Genomic DNA, 17,391 nt, shown 5'->3' with positions numbered 1-17,391 from the left:
GCGTGCGATACAGATTCACCGCACCGGCCTGCGGGTGAAACGCCGCCACCTCCAACGCATCACCAAACTGGGCGGAGAGAAACTCCGCACCCGTCATGGTGGTGCCATCAGTCATGGCCAACAGCACATCATCACCATTGCCGTCCAGGATGCGTACGTAATCCGGCAGCGGCACCAACACCGTCGGACGAGGCGCTGCAGTAGCCACCTTGCCCTCGCCGAAGAAGATCCCAATCAGATTCTCGGCAATCTGGGGTGCAGCCGGACGGTCCTGATCAATACCTAACCGCCCGGCGTGTTCCATGTCGGAGATCTCCCGCTCGTCATAGGTTAAGTGCAGGGTGCGTTTGCCGTTTCGCGACGGGCCGAACTTCGCCGCATCCACCGCCGGTGTCTTATCCGCCGGCACCAACGTACGGGCTGCCGCCTCAATCGCCCGGTAGCCACCTTCGACCTCAAGTAAGGCAAGGCGCAGCGCCCACCGCTGGGACGCATCTTTCACCGAGGCGATGCGCCGCTCGATCAGTGCTAACTCGTCGAGGGAGAACGCCCGAGCCCGCGTAGCGGCCACCGCCTGTTTACGCGTGAATTTGGTGCGCCCGAAGTACACGTCGCGCAGCCGCGCCCAGGCTCGCGCACGATCGGGTGCAAAGCCCGAGGCGAGTGCAACATCAAGGTCGAAGTCAGCCAGCGTCTCTAACGCTGCGGCCGACATCGCCTGCACTAACACCTCGAACGAATTCATACCCAAAACGCTAAACGCCCGGCGCAGAAATTGCACCTGGCCTGTGGATAACTGCGCGTGGGGTCGTCGAAAAGCAGTCGAAAAGTAATGGCTTATCCACAGGCAATTTGACCTCGCGGCGAAACCCGCTAAGATACCCAACCGAAGTTTGAGCGATCCGTAAGGGTCGCGCTCAAGTTTCACCGAAGACCGTCGGTCACTTCCGTAAGGGAGTCGAAGGTATCCCATTCCAGGGATCGACCCACGCAGGAGAAACGAGGCTGGACTTGCGTCTGCCCCGTGCCTTCTGCACGGGGCATTTTTCATTGGTGCTCCGGGCGGATTGAAGGACATGAAGTATCGGAAGGAGGCGTGTGTCATGGCAAACCCGAAGAATGTTGCGGAACTTGCAGCTCTGAAGGAGAAGTTCGCTGAGGCGGACTCCATCGTGCTGACTGAGTACCGTGGCCTGACCGTCGGCCAGCTCCAGCAGCTGCGCGGCGATATGGGCTTTGATGTCGAGTACCACGTCGCCAAGAACACTCTCATCAAGATCGCTGCTAATGAGCAGGGCATTGAGGGTCTCGACGATCTTCTCACCGGCCCGACCGCTGTTGCGTTCATCAAGGGCGACGCGGCTGTTGATGCTGCGAAGGTGATGAAGAAGTTCAACAAGGACCACGACGCGTTCGTGATCAAGGGCGGCTTCATGGACGGTAACGTCCTGGACGCTTCCCAGATCGACGCTCTGGCTGAGATGGACAACCGCGAGACCACCCTTGCGAAGCTCGCTGGTGCGTTCGAGGGTTCTCTGGCAAAGGCTGCCGGCCTGTTCCAGGCTCCGGCCTCCAAGACGGCTCGTCTTGTCGCTGCGCTGCAGGACAAGCAGGAAGCCGCGTAAGCAAACTTTTACATCTGGGCTGCAGACGCCCACCTAAAGAAAGGAAGCCATCATGGCTAAGCTCACCAAGGACGAGCTCATTGAGCAGTTCAAGGAAATGACTCTTATCGAACTTTCCGAGTTCCTGAAGGAATTCGAGGAGGTCTTCGACGTGACCGCTGCTGCTCCGGTTGCAGTTGCTGCTGCTCCGGGCGCTGCTGGCGATGCTCCGGCTGCTGAGGAGAAGGACGAGTTCGACGTTGTTCTCGAGGACGCTGGCGACAAGAAGATCGGTGTCATTAAGGCTGTCCGCGAGCTCGTTCCGGGCCTGGGCCTGAAGGACGCTAAGGAAATGGTTGAGGGCACCCCGAAGGCCATCCTGGAAGGCGCTTCCAAGGACGACGCTGAGGCTGCTAAGGCTAAGCTCGAGGAGGCTGGCGCAAAGGTCACCCTCAAGTAAGAGCCTTTCGCTTTTCGACGACACCCCCGCCCACCGGTACGTTTGCCGGCTGGCGGGGGTTTCGCTTGTCCTGCGCTAAGATTTCGGACCATGCTGCGTTTTTCCCGTTCCTTGGCCGCGTTGGTTGCTGGTGTGGGTATTGCGCTGGTGGTTGCTGGGATGTTGGCGCCGCGGGTGTTGTTGTCAGGGGAGCGGTTGCCGTTGGCGTTGGGGGATGCGACGTGGACGATTACGGATCCGGATGGCATGCGTGCGGGGGAGTCGGCGCCGGTGACGCGTCAGTTGCATTTGGAGGTGATGGAGCCTTCGGGGGATGAGCGGGCGGCTATTCGTGTGGGGGATTCGGTGCGAGCGGGTGAGGCTCCGGGGGATTTTGAGAATTTGGTGTCTGCGACGACGTGGTCGTATGAGTTGGATCGGGTGTCGGGTGAGGCGTTGTCGCCGGCGCAGGCGCAGGTAATTTTTGCGATGCCTGCTGCTCAGGTGGCGGTGAATGGTGTGTGGCTGAAATTCCCGTCGCCCGCGCCTGCGTCGGACGTGGACGTGTTTGATCCGGTGTTGCGTGGTTCGGCGGTGGCGCGGTTCGTCGATACGCAAGAGATCGGCGGACGCACCGTCAACCGCTACCAGCAGACGGTCGCTCCGACGAATATCGCGCAGCGCTACGCCGATCCGCGTAACACGCTCACGATCGACGGTGAACGTACGTTCTTTACTCATGCGGCGGAGCGCGAGTTGCTTGTCGACGAGCAAACGGGCGTTGTTGTGGGCATCAACGAGCGTGTCGACGACTACTATGCCGACGCCGAGGGTAACGGCGTGCAGAACGTGCTGACCTATGACGGACGTATGGACGAGGCGCAGGTCACGGAACTTGTGCAGCGGGTTGGTCAGGCGCAGCCGAAGGCGGCCAATCCGTTGTTGTGGTGGATTGTCACCGGTGTCGGTGCGGTGTTGGCCCTGGTGGGGCTGATTGGTTCGGTTGTTTCGGCGCGTCGCAATTGACGAGTCGCGCGGGTGGGGTGGTAGGCTGCCCTCCAGCAACTTGGACAACGGCACCAGACGGCACGGGTGCGTGAGGGTTGTAACGCGGGGGGTTGAGTGCCCGATAGGGCCCTTTACAATTTGTTAGCTTTTGTATAAGCTTGCTCGTTGCGCTGGAAGCCGTCTCCAGTACGTCATTGAAGCCTTGTGCATACGGATGAGAATTTCCTATTTGACAAGGTGATTTTGTTGTCTCTGGGGGCGGGTCTTCCGAAGCAGACCAAATGCTAACTTATCCTGCGGAAATGCCGCTGGACCGCGAAGCCAGACGCGGGCCGGTGAGCATCCGCCAGAGGTGCTGGAAGGACCCAACTTGGCAGTCTCAGACCAGACCATGAATATGGCTGAAATCCCGGGGGCTCCGGAACGTTATTCGTTCGCGAAGATTAATGAGCCCATTACCGTCCCGGGCTTGCTCGATGTGCAGCTCGAATCGTTCGCGTGGCTCGTCGGTACGTCGGAGTGGCGTGAGAATGAGCAGGCGAGCCGTGGCGACGATGCACGCGTCACCTCGGGCCTTGAGGACATTCTTGAGGAGATCTCCCCGATCGAGGACTACTCGGGCAACATGAGCCTGACGTTGTCCGAGCCGCGCTTCGAAGACGTGAAGTACACGATCGACGAGTGCAAGGACAAGGACATCAACTACTCCGCGCCGCTCTATGTGACCGCGGAGTTCATTAACAACGACACGCAGGAGATTAAGTCCCAGACCGTGTTCATTGGCGATTTCCCGCTGATGACCGACAAGGGCACCTTCATTGTCAACGGCACCGAGCGTGTCGTTGTCTCCCAGCTGGTGCGCTCCCCGGGCGTGTACTTCGACGAGTCGATTGATAAGTCCACGGAGCGCCCGCTGCACTCCGTGAAGGTTATCCCGTCTCGCGGCGCTTGGCTCGAGTTCGACGTGGACAAGCGTGACACCGTTGGTGTGCGTATTGACCGTAAGCGTCGCCAGCCGGTTACCGTCCTGCTGAAGGCTCTGGGTTGGACCACGGAACAGATCACGGAGCGCTTCGGCTTCTCCGAGATCATGATGTCCACCCTGGAAAACGACGGTGTGAACAACACCGACGAGGCTCTGCTGGAGATTTACCGCAAGCAGCGTCCGGGCGAGCAGCCGACGCGTGACCTTGCGCAGTCCCTGCTGGAGAACTCGTTCTTCAAGGCGAAGCGTTACGACCTGGCTCGCGTGGGCCGTTACAAGGTCAACCGCAAGCTTGGTCTCGGCGGCGATCACGACGGTTTGATGACGCTGACCGAAGAGGACATTGCTACCACCCTCGAGTACTTGGTGCGTCTGCACGCAGGTGAGTCGGAGATGACCTCCCCGTCCGGTGAGATCATCCCGATCAACACCGACGACATCGACCACTTCGGTAATCGTCGTCTGCGCACCGTGGGTGAGCTGATCCAGAACCAGGTCCGCGTTGGCCTGTCCCGTATGGAGCGCGTCGTGCGTGAACGCATGACCACCCAGGATGCGGAGTCGATTACCCCGACGTCGCTGATTAACGTGCGTCCGGTCTCCGCTGCGATCCGCGAGTTCTTCGGTACCTCGCAGCTGTCGCAGTTCATGGACCAGAACAACTCTCTGTCTGGCCTGACCCACAAGCGTCGTCTGTCTGCGCTTGGTCCGGGTGGTTTGTCGCGTGAGCGCGCCGGCATCGAGGTGCGAGACGTGCACCCGTCGCACTACGGCCGTATGTGCCCGATTGAGACCCCGGAAGGCCCGAACATTGGTCTGATTGGTGCGCTGTCCTCGTACGCGCGCGTCAACCCGTTCGGTTTCATTGAGACGCCGTACCAGAAGGTCGAAGACGGCAAGCTGACCGACAAGATTGATTACCTCACCGCCGACGAGGAGGACCGCTACGCCATTGCGCAGGCGGCCACCCCGATGGATAAGGACGGCAACCTCACCGGTGAGCGTATTGAGGTCCGCCTGAAGGAAGGCGACATCGGCGTCGTCGGCCCGAAGGGCGTTGACTACCTGGATATTTCCCCGCGTCAGATGGTGTCCGTGGCTACGGCGATGATTCCGTTCCTCGAGCACGACGATGCGAACCGTGCCCTCATGGGTGCGAACATGCAGAAGCAGGCTGTGCCGCTGCTGCGCGCCGAGTCCGCATACGTGGCTACCGGTATGGAGCAGCGTGCTGCATACGACGCTGGCGATACCGTCATTTCCAAGAAGGCCGGCGTGATTGAGAACGTTACGGGCGACTACATCACCGTCATGGATGATGAGGGTGGCCGCGACACCTACATGCTGCGCACCTTCGAGCGTACGAACCAGGGCACCTGCTACAACCAGACCCCGATCGTGAGCGCGGGCGACCGCGTTGAGGCCGGTCAGGTTATCGCTGACGGCCCGGGCACCAAGGACGGCGAGATGGCTCTCGGCCGTAACCTGCTGGTTGCGTTCATGCCGTGGGAAGGCCACAACTACGAGGACGCCATCATCCTCAACCAGCGCGTGGTGGAGGAGGACATCCTCACCTCCGTGCACATCGAGGAGCACGAGATTGATGCCCGCGACACCAAGCTCGGTGCCGAGGAGATCACTCGTGAGATCCCGAACGTGTCCGAGGATGTGCTGAAGGATCTGGACGAGCGCGGCATCATCCGTATCGGTGCTGACGTGCGTGACGGCGACATCCTCGTCGGTAAGGTCACCCCGAAGGGTGAGACTGAGCTGACCCCGGAGGAGCGCCTGCTGCGTGCCATCTTCGGTGAGAAGGCTCGCGAGGTCCGCGACACCTCTCTGAAGGTGCCGCACGGCGAGCAGGGCAAGGTCATTGCTGTGCGTCGCTTCTCCCGTGAGGACGACGACGATCTGTCCCCGGGCGTGAACGAGATGATCCGCGTGTACGTGGCTCAGAAGCGCAAGATCCAGGACGGCGACAAGATGGCTGGCCGCCACGGCAACAAGGGTGTCGTGGGCAAGATCCTGCCTCAGGAAGACATGCCGTTCATGGCTGACGGCACCCCGGTGGACATCATTCTGAACACCCACGGTGTGCCGCGTCGTATGAACATCGGCCAGGTGCTCGAGGTCCACTTGGGCTGGCTGGCGAAGGCCGGCTGGACGGTGAACCCGGACGATCCGGCGAACGCTAAGTTGCTGGAGACCCTGCCGGAGCACCTGTATGACGTTCCGCCGGAGTCGCTGACCGCAACCCCGGTGTTCGACGGTGCGACCAACGACGAGATCGCAGGCCTGCTTGCTAACTCCAAGCCGAACCGCGACGGCGACGTCATGGTGGACGGCGACGGCAAGACTGTCCTGTTCGACGGCCGTTCCGGTGAGCCGTACAAGTACCCGATTTCGGTCGGTTACATGTACATGCTGAAGCTGCACCACCTGGTGGACGAGAAGATTCACGCTCGTTCCACTGGTCCGTACTCGATGATTACGCAGCAGCCGCTGGGCGGTAAGGCTCAGTTCGGCGGCCAGCGTTTCGGCGAGATGGAGGTGTGGGCAATGCAGGCTTACGGCGCTGCCTACACGCTGCAGGAGCTGCTGACCATTAAGTCGGATGACGTGGTCGGCCGTGTGAAGGTTTACGAGGCGATTGTCAAGGGCGACAACATCCCGGATCCGGGTATTCCGGAGTCTTTCAAGGTGTTGCTCAAGGAGTTGCAGTCCCTGTGCTTGAACGTGGAGGTTCTCTCTACTGATGGCACGCCGATGGAGCTCGACGGCGATGACGACGAGTTTGATCAGGCTGGCTCCTCGCTCGGCATTAACCTGTCCCGCGATGAGGGTGCAGCGGCGGATACCGCTTAGGCGCCAGGTGGTCGTCGTAAAGCAATTGCTTGTCGACGACCAAACGAACGCAATAGCCAACCACTTAAAAGAAAAGGAATTTTTACGTGTTTGACGTAAACCTCTTCGATGAGCTTCGCATCGGCCTGGCCACCGCCGACGACATTCGCCGTTGGTCCCACGGCGAGGTGAAGAAGCCTGAAACCATTAACTACCGCACGCTCAAGCCGGAAAAGGACGGCCTGTTCTGCGAGCGCATCTTCGGTCCGACCCGCGACTGGGAGTGTGCCTGCGGTAAGTACAAGCGTGTCCGCTACAAGGGCATCATCTGCGAGCGCTGCGGCGTCGAGGTGACCAAGTCCAAGGTGCGCCGTGAGCGCATGGGCCACATTGAGCTGGCTGCTCCGGTGACGCACATCTGGTACTTCAAGGGTGTGCCGTCGCGTCTGGGCTACCTGCTCGACCTGGCGCCGAAGGACCTTGAGCGCATCATTTACTTCGCGGCGAACATCATCACCTCGGTTGATGACGAGGCTCGACACAACGACATGTCCACCCTCGAGGCGGAGATGTTGATGGAGAAGAAGGATGTCGAGGACGACACCAACTCCGAGATCGCCGACCGTGCGCAGAAGTTGGAGGAGGACCTCGCTGAGCTCGAGGCTTCCGGCGCAACTGCTGCTGCCCGCAAGAAGGTGCAGAACGCTGCCGATAAGGAAATGCAGCACCTGCGCGAGGCTGGCGAGCGCGAGGTTGAGCGCCTCGACGAGATCTGGACCACCTTCCAGAAGCTCGCTCCGAAGCAGATGATTATCGACGAAAACCTCTACGAGGAACTCGTCGACCGTTACGAGGATTACTTCACCGGCGGCATGGGCGCCGAGGCAATCCAGACCCTGATCCGCAACTTCGACCTCGACGCCGAGGCTGAGGAGCTGCGTGGCATCATCGCCGAGGGCAAGGGCCAGAAGAAGGTCCGCGCCCTGAAGCGTCTGCGCGTTGTCGCTGCGTTCCAGCGCTCGGGCAACGACCCTGCAGGCATGATCCTCGACGCCATCCCGGTGATCCCTCCGGAACTGCGTCCGATGGTCCAGCTCGACGGTGGCCGTTTTGCTACCTCCGACCTGAACGACCTGTACCGCCGCGTGATCAACCGCAACAACCGTTTGAAGCGCATGATCGACCTGGGTGCACCAGAGATCATCGTGAACAACGAGAAGCGCATGCTGCAGGAGTCCGTTGACGCCCTGTTCGACAACGGTCGTCGTGGCCGTCCGGTCACCGGCCCGGGCACCCGTCCGCTGAAGTCCCTGTCTGATCTGCTCAAGGGCAAGCAGGGCCGCTTCCGCCAGAACCTGCTGGGTAAGCGTGTGGACTACTCCGGCCGTTCCGTGATTATCGTCGGCCCGCAGCTGAAGCTGCACGAGTGTGGTCTGCCGAAGCGTATGGCGCTTGAGCTGTTTAAGCCGTTCGTGATGAAGCGCCTCGTCGATAATGACTACGCGCAGAACATCAAGTCCGCCAAGCGCATGGTGGAGCGTCAGCGCCCTGAGGTGTGGGACGTGCTCGAAGAGGCGATTTCCGAACACCCAGTGCTGCTGAACCGTGCACCGACCCTGCACCGTCTGGGTATTCAGGCGTTCGAGCCGAAGCTGGTCGAGGGTAAGGCAATTCAGCTGCACCCGCTGGCCTGTGAAGCATTCAACGCCGACTTCGACGGTGACCAGATGGCAGTCCACCTGCCGCTGTCCGCAGAGGCGCAGGCTGAGGCCCGCATCCTGATGCTGTCCTCCAACAACATCCTGTCCCCGGCGTCCGGCAAGCCGCTGGCAATGCCGCGCCTGGACATGGTGACCGGCCTGTACTTCCTAACCATGCTCAAGGGCCCGCAGGAGATCGGCGGCGAGGGCGCATATGCACCTGCCGACGAAAACGGCCCGGAGCGCGGCGTCTACTCGTCCTACCGTGAGGCCATCATGGCTTACGACCTGGGCGTGCTTGGCCTGCAGGCACCGATCAAGGTGCGCATCGATCACCTGCGTCCGACGGAGGAGATCGAGGCAGAGCAGTTCCCGGATGGTTGGACGAAGGGTCAGCCGTGGATGATGGAGACCACCCTTGGTCGCATCATGTTCAACGAGCTCATGCCGTTTAACTTCCCGTACCAGGAAGGCGCCATGGTCCGTAAGGGCGGTGGCGGCGGCAAGGTGCTGCTCGGCGACATCATCCAGTCCATGGTTGAGCAGTACCCGATGATCACCGTCGCTCAGGTGCTGGACAAGATGAAGGACGCTGGCTTCTACTGGTCCACCCGTTCCGGCGTCACCATCTCCATGTCCGACGTGCTGATTCTCCCGAACAAGAACGAAGTCCTCGAGCAGTACGAGAAGGAAGCCGAGGCCATCGAGCGCAAGTTCTGGGAGAAGGGCGCGCTTACGGAGGAAAACCGTTACGACCGTCTGGTCGAGCTGTGGCAGGATGCCACCAACAAGGTTGGTCAGGCCGTCGAGGACCTGTACCCGGACGACAACCCGATTCCGATGATCGTGAAGTCCGGTGCTGCAGGTAACATGCGTCAGATCTGGACCCTGGCCGGCATGAAGGGCATGGTCGTGAACTCGCGTGGTGAGTACATCACGCGCCCGATCAAGACCTCTTTCCGCGAAGGCCTGTCCGTGATGGAGTACTTCAACAACTCCCACGGTTCCCGTAAGGGTCTTGCCGATACCGCTCTGCGTACCGCTGACTCGGGCTACCTCACCCGTCGTCTGGTGGACGTGGCGCAGGACGTCATCGTCCGCGAGGAGGACTGTGGCACCCGTCAGGGCGTCAAGGTTCCTGTTGCCGTTGCCCTCGCAGGCTCGGACAACGAGAAGAAGTACGCCCGCCACGACCTGGTTGAGACCTCTGTCTCCGGCCGTGTTCTGGCTGCGGATGCCACCGACGCTGATGGCAAGGTCATCGCCGAGGCTGGTACCGAGTTGAGCGAGCAGCGTATCGACGACCTCGTGGCCGCCGGCATCACCGAGGTCAAGGTTCGCTCCGTGCTGACCTGCCAGACCCCGACCGGTGTCTGCGCGAAGTGCTACGGCAAGTCCATGGCCTCCGGTCACCTCGTCGACATCGGCGAAGCCGTCGGCATCGTGGCTGCACAGTCCATTGGTGAGCCGGGTACTCAGCTGACCATGCGTACCTTCCACCAGGGTGGTGTCGGTGGCGACATTACCGGTGGTCTGCCGCGTGTCCAGGAGCTCTTCGAGGCCCGCGTTCCGAAGAACCGCGCCCCGATCGCTTCCGTGGCCGGCACGATCTCGCTCGAGGACGAGGGCAACTTTTGGACCCTGACCATCCACCCGGATGACGGTTCCGACGTGGTGGTCTACGAGAAGCTGTCCAAGCGCCAGGGCCTGGCCCAGGTTCGCCGCCCGATGGAGTCCAACCCGGACGCCATGATCGAGCGTGGCCTGCGCGAGGGTGACCACGTCGAGGTGGGCGAGCGCCTGCTTCGCGGTGCTGCTGACCCGCACGACGTGCTCGAGGTTCTCGGCCGTCGCGGTGTGGAGAAGCACCTTATCGACGAGGTCCAGGCCGTGTACCGCACCCAGGGTGTGTCCATCCACGACAAGCACATCGAGATCATCATCCGCCAGATGCTGCGTCGCGGCACCGTGATCGACTCGGGTACCACCGAGTTCCTCCCGGGCACGCTCGTGGACCTGTCGGAGGCACGCCAGGTCAACGCCGCTGCTGTGGCAGACGGTGGCGAGCCGGCCGAGATGCGCTCCGAGATCATGGGCATCACCAAGGCATCGCTGGCTACCGAGTCCTGGCTGTCGGCCGCGTCCTTCCAGGAGACCACCCGTGTGCTCACGGACGCTGCGATTAACAAGCGTTCCGACAAGCTCATCGGCCTGAAGGAGAACGTGATCATCGGTAAGTTGATCCCGGCTGGTACCGGTATCTCCCGCTACCGCAACATCCAGGTCAAGCCGACCGAGGCGGCACGCTCCGCGGCGTACGCCATCCCGACCTTCGGCGATTCCATCTACGGCGACGAAGGCTACGGCGAATTCACCGGCGCTTCGGTGCCGATGGAAGAGTTCGGCTACGAGGAGCTCTAAAGGCAGCCCCAGCATTCTGGCTTAGCTAGGTCTGCTTCAAAGCCCGGCATCCCCGCTGAGGGGAGGCCGGGCTTTTTGTTGTGCTGATACTAAATGTGAGCACCACGGGCTGCGCGCACGATTCCTACGCCACCCATGAGTGCGAGCCCGCGAACATGGATGACCGGAGCATCGGCGGGAATCTCAGCGAGAGAAAACCTGCACGACGAGTGGGTTTCCACCCCGAAACCACCCATGATTCCAATTCCTGCATCGACGACTCGGACATCGTCTGGCACGATGATCTCGATGCCACCCATGATGGCGAATGCGTTGATCTCGGTCTCGTGAGAACTCAACCTCGCCTCGCGCAGATCGATTGAGCTTCCGCCCATCACGGTGAAGGAGGTGTGCGTCGGAGCTACCAACCAGTCGCCGCCTCGCTCGCTGCCTCCCATGACTGCAAGGCTGAAGCCGGAGCCGCCGGATTCGCCGGTGACGTAGTTTCTCACTCCTGAAGGGCGCTGGGCCGGAGGATGGGGTTGGGCGGTGACGGGGGAGAGATCGTCGATAAGCGCAGGAAGCTCATCGACAAAGGTTGCCTCGTAGAGCATGCGGGAGCGTTCGTCGAACTCGTTGACGGAGAGCTGTCCATCGACGAATGCATCGTGAAGGAAGGCGGCGGCACGGTCGCGTTCCGCGCTGCTCAGTCGCTTACGGGGGAGGTTCGCATCGCTCATGCCACGAAAGCTAGCACGGATTTGCCGTCATGCCTTGGCGTGTTGTAAATTATCTGAGGTTTCGCCCGTGTGAATCGGTGCGAAGTTAAACGAACTCCATGCGACTCGTTCACTAGGTAGTTCATGCAAACGGCAGGGCCCCGGAAGAAGAGCCCCTATTTTTGCATGTATGGCCATGTGTGAGCGGGACGCGCGAACAGAAAGGGCTTGAATGCCTACTATTCAGCAGCTGGTCCGCAAGGGCCGCCACTCCAAGAGCGCGAAGGTGGCTACTGCTGCGCTGAAGGGCTCCCCGCAGCGCCGCGGCGTGTGCACCCGCGTGTACACCACCACCCCGAAGAAGCCGAACTCTGCACTGCGTAAGGTCGCCCGTGTGCGCCTGACCTCCGGTGTCGAGGTTTCCGCTTACATTCCGGGCGAGGGCCACAACCTGCAGGAGCACTCCATGGTGCTCGTGCGCGGCGGCCGTGTGAAGGACCTCCCGGGTGTGCGCTACAAGATCGTTCGTGGCGCCCTCGATACCCAGGCAGTGAAGGACCGTAAGCAGGCACGTTCCCGCTACGGCGCGAAGAAGGGACAGTAATCAATGCGTAAGCAGCAAGCACCGAAGCGTCCCATCGTTAAGGATCCGGTATACGAGTCCGAGCTGGTCACCCAGCTTGTGAACAAGATCCTGCAGGACGGCAAGAAGTCCACCGCCGAGCGCATCGTCTACGGCGCACTCGAGATCTGCCGCGAGAAGACCGGCACCGATCCGGTGGGCACCCTGGAAAAGGCTATCGGCAACGTTCGCCCGGACCTCGAGGTTCGCTCCCGCCGCGTTGGTGGCGCAACCTACCAGGTCCCGGTCGACGTCAAGCCGGAGCGCTCCACCACTCTCGCCCTGCGTTGGCTGGTCACCTTCACCCGCCAGCGTCGTGAGAACTCGATGATCGAGCGTCTCGCCAACGAGATCCTGGATGCTTCCAACGGTCTCGGCGCATCCGTGAAGCGTCGCGAGGATGTCCACAAGATGGCAGAGGCCAACCGCGCCTTCGCGCACTACCGCTGGTAAGAGCTGGAAGCGAGATGATCGTCGGCAAACCCCGAAACTGCATATGTGTCCCTATGTGGGGCCGGCGTTTTCGGGGTTTTCGTCGATAAGCACAAGCTCGCGCTGCCATTTGAGCAACAAAATGGCAGAATTGACTAACGACAACTAACCGACATAGACGCTTCACAGCGTCGACGACATTAAGTTGGGGTAACAAACGTGGCACAAGAAGTGCTTAAGGACCTGAACAAGGTCCGCAACATCGGCATCATGGCCCACATTGACGCCGGTAAGACCACCACCACCGAGCGCATCCTGTTCTACACGGGTCTGAACCGCAAGGTCGGCGAGACCCACGACGGTGGCGCAACCACCGACTGGATGGATCAGGAGAAAGAGCGCGGCATCACCATTACGTCCGCAGCTGTGACCTGTTTCTGGAACAACAACCAGATCAACATCATTGACACCCCGGGTCACGTGGACTTCACCGTTGAGGTGGAGCGCTCCCTGCGCGTGCTCGATGGCGCTGTCGCCGTGTTCGACGGCAAGGAAGGTGTTGAGCCGCAGTCCGAGCAGGTGTGGCGTCAGGCTGCGAAGTACGACGTACCGCGTATCTGCTTCGTCAACAAGATGGACAAGCTGGGTGCAGACTTCTTCTACACCGTCGGCACCATCGTCGACCGCCTCGGCGCTAAGCCGTTGGTAATGCAGATTCCGATCGGCGCTGAGGACGACTTCGACGGCGTCGTCGATCTGCTCGAGATGAAGGCTCTGCAGTGGCCGGGCAAGGTCGAGACCGGCACGCCGCCTCAGATCACCGAGATCCCGGAGGACCTCAAGGAGCTCGCAGAAGAGTACCGCGAGAAGCTTCTCGAGACCGTTGCCGAGTCCGACGAAGAGCTCATGGAGAAGTACTTCGGTGGCGAAGAACTCACCATCGAGGAAATCAAGGGCGCCATCCGCAAGCTCACCGTGAACTCCGAGATCTACCCGGTGTTCTGCGGTACCGCATACCGCAACAAGGGCATCGAGCCGATCCTCGACGCTGTTGTTGACTACCTGCCGAGCCCGCTGGACATCGGCGAGGTGCGTGGCACCTCCGTCGACGGCTCCGAGGAACTCTTCCGTAAGCCGTCCGTCGAAGAGCCGTTCTCCGCACTGGCCTTCAAGATCGCCGTGCACCCGTTCTTCGGCAAGCTCACCTACGTGCGCGTCTACTCCGGCCAGGCTATTCCGGGCGAGCAGATGCTCAACTCCACGAAGTCCAAGAAGGAGCGCGTGGGCAAGCTCTTCCAGATGCACGCGAACAAGGAGAACCCGGTCGAGCACGCAGACGCCGGCAACATCTACGCGTTCATCGGGCTGAAGGAAACCACGACCGGCGACACGCTGTGCAACCCGGATCACCCGATCATCCTCGAATCCATGGACTTCCCGGACCCGGTTATCCAGGTGGCCATCGAGCCGAAGACCAAAGCTGACCAGGAGAAGCTCGGTACCGCTATTCAGAAGCTTGCTGAAGAGGACCCGACCTTCACCGTCCAGCTCGACGAAGAGACCGGCCAGACCGTCATCGGCGGCATGGGCGAGCTCCACCTCGACGTGCTGGTGGACCGCATGAAGCGCGAGTTCAAGGTTGAGGCAAACATCGGTTCCCCGCAGGTTGCTTACCGCGAGACCATTCGCAAGAAGGTCGAGTCCCTCGACTTCACCCACAAGAAGCAGACCGGTGGTTCGGGCCAGTTCGCAAAGGTCATCGTCACCATCGAGCCGTACAACCCGGATCCGGAGACCCTGGAAGAGGGCGAGTCCGCAACCTACAAGTTCGAGAACGCCGTCACCGGTGGTCGCGTGCCGAAGGAATACATCCCGTCCGTCGACGCTGGTATCCAGGACGCAATGCAGTACGGCTACCTCGCTGGCTACCCGCTGGTGAACATCAAGGCCACCCTCGAGGACGGCGCTTACCACGACGTCGACTCTTCGGAAATGGCGTTTAAGATCGCTGGCTCCCAGGTCCTCAAGGAAGCTGTTGCTAAGGCGAAGCCGGTTCTGCTTGAGCCGGTCATGGCTGTTGAGGTCGTGACCCCGGAGGAGTACATGGGCACCGTTAACGGTGACATCAGCTCCCGCCGTGGCCAGGTCTACGCCATGGAAGATCGCTCCGGCGCAAAGGTCGTCCGTGCGAAGGTGCCGCTGTCCGAGATGTTCGGCTACATCGGCGACCTGCGTTCCTCGACCGCTGGCCGTGCGAACTTCACCATGGTGTTCGACTCCTACGCTGAGGTTCCGCAGAGCGTTGCGCAGGAGATCATCGAGAAGCGCAACGGCAACTAAGCCGCCTTCTCCCGCCAGCTGCGTGCCAGCAGCTGGCGTACAAGGGAGAACCCCTAGCGGGGTAGCGGTCGCGCTGAGGCAACGCAACAACGGGCGTTGTCTGAGCCGGCCGTTACCCTCTAGGTTGGTCCGGGGAATCGGATCGGCCAGTTTGAAAAACGGCCTTTTTGAACCTAGGATCTTGTAACTGGCACATTGTGAAATGGCTCCCGTCGCTATATCCGTTTTGGGCTGTAGCGGTTGGGCGTAAGCAAACCACGTGGCTGCGAAGGTCGTAGCCACCATGAAGTCCAGGAGGACAATCAGTGGCAAAGGAAAAGTTCGAGCGCACTAAGCCGCACGTGAACATCGGCACCATTGGTCACGTCGACCACGGCAAGACCACCACCACCGCTGCGATCACCAAGGTACTGGCAGACCAGTACCCGGAGGAGAACAAGGCCTTCGACTACGCGATGATCGATAAGGCTCCGGAGGAGCGCGAGCGCGGCATTACCATCAACATCTCCCACGTGGAGTACAACACCCCGAAGCGTCACTACGCACACGTCGACGCCCCGGGCCACGCCGACTACATCAAGAACATGATTACCGGCGCTGCTCAGATGGACGGCGCAATCCTCGTGGTTGCTGCTACCGACGGCCCGATGCCGCAGACCCGTGAGCACGTTCTGCTCGCTCGCCAGGTTGGCGTTCCGTACATCCTCGTTGCACTGAACAAGTGCGACATGGTCGACGACGAAGAGATCATCGAGCTCGTCGAGATGGAGGTTCGCGAGCTGCTGGCTGAGCAGGACTACGACGAGGAAGCACCGATCGTCCACATCTCCGCTCTCAAGGCTCTCGAGGGCGATGAGAAGTGGGTTCAGTCCATCGTCGACCTCATGCAGGCTTGCGATGACTCCATCCCGGATCCGGAGCGCGAGACCGACAAGCCGTTCCTGATGCCGATCGAGGACATCTTCACCATTTCCGGCCGCGGCACCGTGGTTACCGGTCGTGTGGAGCGTGGCGTCCTCAACCTCAACGACGAGGTCGAGATCATCGGTATCCGCGAGAAGTCCCAGAAGACCACCGTCACCTCCATCGAGATGTTCAACAAGCTTCTCGACACCGCTGAGGCTGGCGACAACGCTGCACTGCTGCTGCGTGGTCTGAAGCGCGAGGACGTCGAGCGCGGCCAGGTCATCATCAAGCCGGGCGCTTACACCCCGCACACCAAGTTCGAGGGCTCCGTCTACGTGCTGTCCAAGGACGAGGGCGGCCGTCACACCCCGTTCTTCGACAACTACCGTCCGCAGTTCTACTTCCGCACCACCGACGTGACCGGTGTTGTGAAGCTGCCGGAGGGCACCGAGATGGTTATGCCGGGCGACAACGTCGACATGACCGTCGAGCTCATCCAGCCGGTCGCTATGGACGAGGGTCTGCGCTTCGCTATCCGCGAGGGCTCCCGCACCGTCGGCGCTGGCCGCGTTACCAAGATCCTCGACTAATTCGAGTCGATCTGACGTAACCGTCGGATAAACGCCAAAGCCGCCTCTCCCGTTTGGGAGGGGCGGCCTTTTGCATGCCCTGAGGGGGGTTTATGGTCTGAGGTGTGCAGGACCCAACACGTATCCCGAAGATTCTGGCCGCGCTTCAAGAGGTTTGGGAGGGGCAACCAGATTTGAGCCTCGGCCAATTATTTGGGGTATTGGGCAATCGTGGGCTGGGGTGGGACTCAACTGACGCAGAGGCGCTCGCAGTTCTTCAGCAGCTCTCTCAGGAGCATCCTTCGCTTGTCGACAACACCTCCGCCCCCATTACCTTCACCACCGTCGAACCGCACCTTCAGGTTACCTTGGTGGACGGAAATGTGGTGGTGCGAAGCGCGGCGCACCCAGGGCGAATGCCGTCGGTGTGGCGGTATGCGTCGATGCGACGTACCGGTCCGGGGTTACCGCTCGTGTTAACTGATGTGGAGGGGGTGGAACATCGGCTGGGGATTGTCCGTCATTTGAAGCTTTTTACGCCGGGGGAGAGTCGCTCGTTGGCGGGATTGCTGCAAAATAGCGTAGGAGCGAACCGGTGGTTGGTGGCGCTGGAAGATGGAGCAAGGGCTGTGGTCGGCAGCCGGATCCGTCGTTGGGTACAGGCGCGTCGTGATGTTGACGTGGATACCTTCGCCTGGGCACGCATTCTTCAATGCGAGGCGGGGGCGGACATGACAATCGCCCCAGCCTGCGGCGGGGAGCCGGTGGTGCTGGGGCGAGTTACCGCGGTGTTGCCGCTGGAAGTTCAGGAGGAAGCCTAGAC

General features: G+C 61.1%; 11 protein-coding genes and 1 pseudogene. 10 read left to right on the top strand and 2 right to left on the bottom strand.

The annotated features are described in order from the left end of the window. Nucleotides 1-745 (bottom strand): annotated as a pseudogene (locus HMPREF2736_RS02005) (HNH endonuclease); the annotation flags it as partial. 358 nt (nt 746-1,103) lie between these two features. Between HMPREF2736_RS02005 and rplJ the strand changes: the two are divergent. The 5 genes from rplJ to HMPREF2736_RS01980 all read left to right on the top strand — a co-directional run bounded on the left by rplJ (nt 1,104) and on the right by HMPREF2736_RS01980 (nt 11,001). Beyond that, nucleotides 1,104-1,625 carry a 50S ribosomal protein L10 gene (rplJ, locus tag HMPREF2736_RS02000; RefSeq protein WP_070422696.1) on the top strand — a complete coding sequence of 174 codons (522 nt, stop codon included), beginning with the start codon at nt 1,104-1,106 and terminating at the stop codon, nt 1,623-1,625. A 52-nt stretch (nt 1,626-1,677) separates the two neighbouring features. Further along, nucleotides 1,678-2,064, top strand: a complete 387-nt coding sequence (gene rplL, locus HMPREF2736_RS01995; protein ID WP_070422697.1) for a 50S ribosomal protein L7/L12 — start codon at nt 1,678-1,680, stop codon at nt 2,062-2,064. Between the two features lie 90 nt (nt 2,065-2,154). Continuing rightward, on the top strand, nt 2,155-3,069 hold the full coding sequence (locus HMPREF2736_RS01990) for a cell envelope lipid trafficking protein PgfA (RefSeq protein WP_070422698.1): 915 nt from the start codon (nt 2,155-2,157) through the stop codon (nt 3,067-3,069). 334 nt (nt 3,070-3,403) lie between these two features. Further along, nucleotides 3,404-6,901: a DNA-directed RNA polymerase subunit beta gene (locus tag HMPREF2736_RS01985; protein WP_070828763.1), complete on the top strand. Its 3,498-nt coding sequence runs from the start codon at nt 3,404-3,406 to the stop codon at nt 6,899-6,901. An 86-nt stretch (nt 6,902-6,987) separates the two neighbouring features. Further along, nucleotides 6,988-11,001: a DNA-directed RNA polymerase subunit beta' gene (locus tag HMPREF2736_RS01980; protein WP_070828762.1), complete on the top strand. Its 4,014-nt coding sequence runs from the start codon at nt 6,988-6,990 to the stop codon at nt 10,999-11,001. Nucleotides 11,002-11,090: 89 nt separating this feature from the next. Here the strand turns inward: HMPREF2736_RS01980 and HMPREF2736_RS01975 are convergent, their stop codons facing one another. Continuing rightward, nucleotides 11,091-11,720: a DUF1707 SHOCT-like domain-containing protein gene (locus tag HMPREF2736_RS01975; RefSeq protein ID WP_070820732.1), complete on the bottom strand. Its 630-nt coding sequence runs from the start codon at nt 11,718-11,720 to the stop codon at nt 11,091-11,093. A gap of 211 nt (nt 11,721-11,931) precedes the next feature. Between HMPREF2736_RS01975 and rpsL the strand changes: the two genes are divergently transcribed. From rpsL to HMPREF2736_RS01950, 5 genes are all read left to right on the top strand, one after another. Continuing rightward, the gene (gene rpsL, locus HMPREF2736_RS01970) at nt 11,932-12,303 is read left to right on the top strand and encodes a 30S ribosomal protein S12 (protein ID WP_070422702.1); all 372 of its coding nucleotides are present in this window, start codon (nt 11,932-11,934) and stop codon (nt 12,301-12,303) included. 3 nt (nt 12,304-12,306) lie between these two features. Then, on the top strand, nt 12,307-12,774 hold the full coding sequence (gene rpsG / locus HMPREF2736_RS01965; RefSeq protein WP_070422703.1) for a 30S ribosomal protein S7: 468 nt from the start codon (nt 12,307-12,309) through the stop codon (nt 12,772-12,774). 198 nt (nt 12,775-12,972) lie between these two features. Then, nucleotides 12,973-15,093: an elongation factor G gene (fusA, locus tag HMPREF2736_RS01960; RefSeq protein WP_070482527.1), complete on the top strand. Its 2,121-nt coding sequence runs from the start codon at nt 12,973-12,975 to the stop codon at nt 15,091-15,093. A 305-nt stretch (nt 15,094-15,398) separates the two neighbouring features. After that, entirely contained in the window at nt 15,399-16,589 is a 1,191-nt protein-coding gene (gene tuf / locus HMPREF2736_RS01955) for an elongation factor Tu (RefSeq protein ID WP_070422705.1), read from the top strand. A gap of 104 nt (nt 16,590-16,693) precedes the next feature. Next, a complete protein-coding gene (locus HMPREF2736_RS01950) occupies nt 16,694-17,389 on the top strand; it encodes a hypothetical protein (protein WP_070828761.1) in 696 nt (231 codons plus the stop codon). The last annotated feature ends 2 nt before the right edge of the window (nt 17,390-17,391 follow it).

The sequence above is a fragment of the Corynebacterium sp. HMSC036E10 genome, from assembly GCF_001836265.1.
GTDB classification, from domain to species: Bacteria; Actinomycetota; Actinomycetes; order Mycobacteriales; family Mycobacteriaceae; genus Corynebacterium; species Corynebacterium coyleae.
The sequence above is the reverse complement of the archived record's forward strand: the minus strand, read 5'-3'. Positions and strand labels throughout refer to the sequence as shown.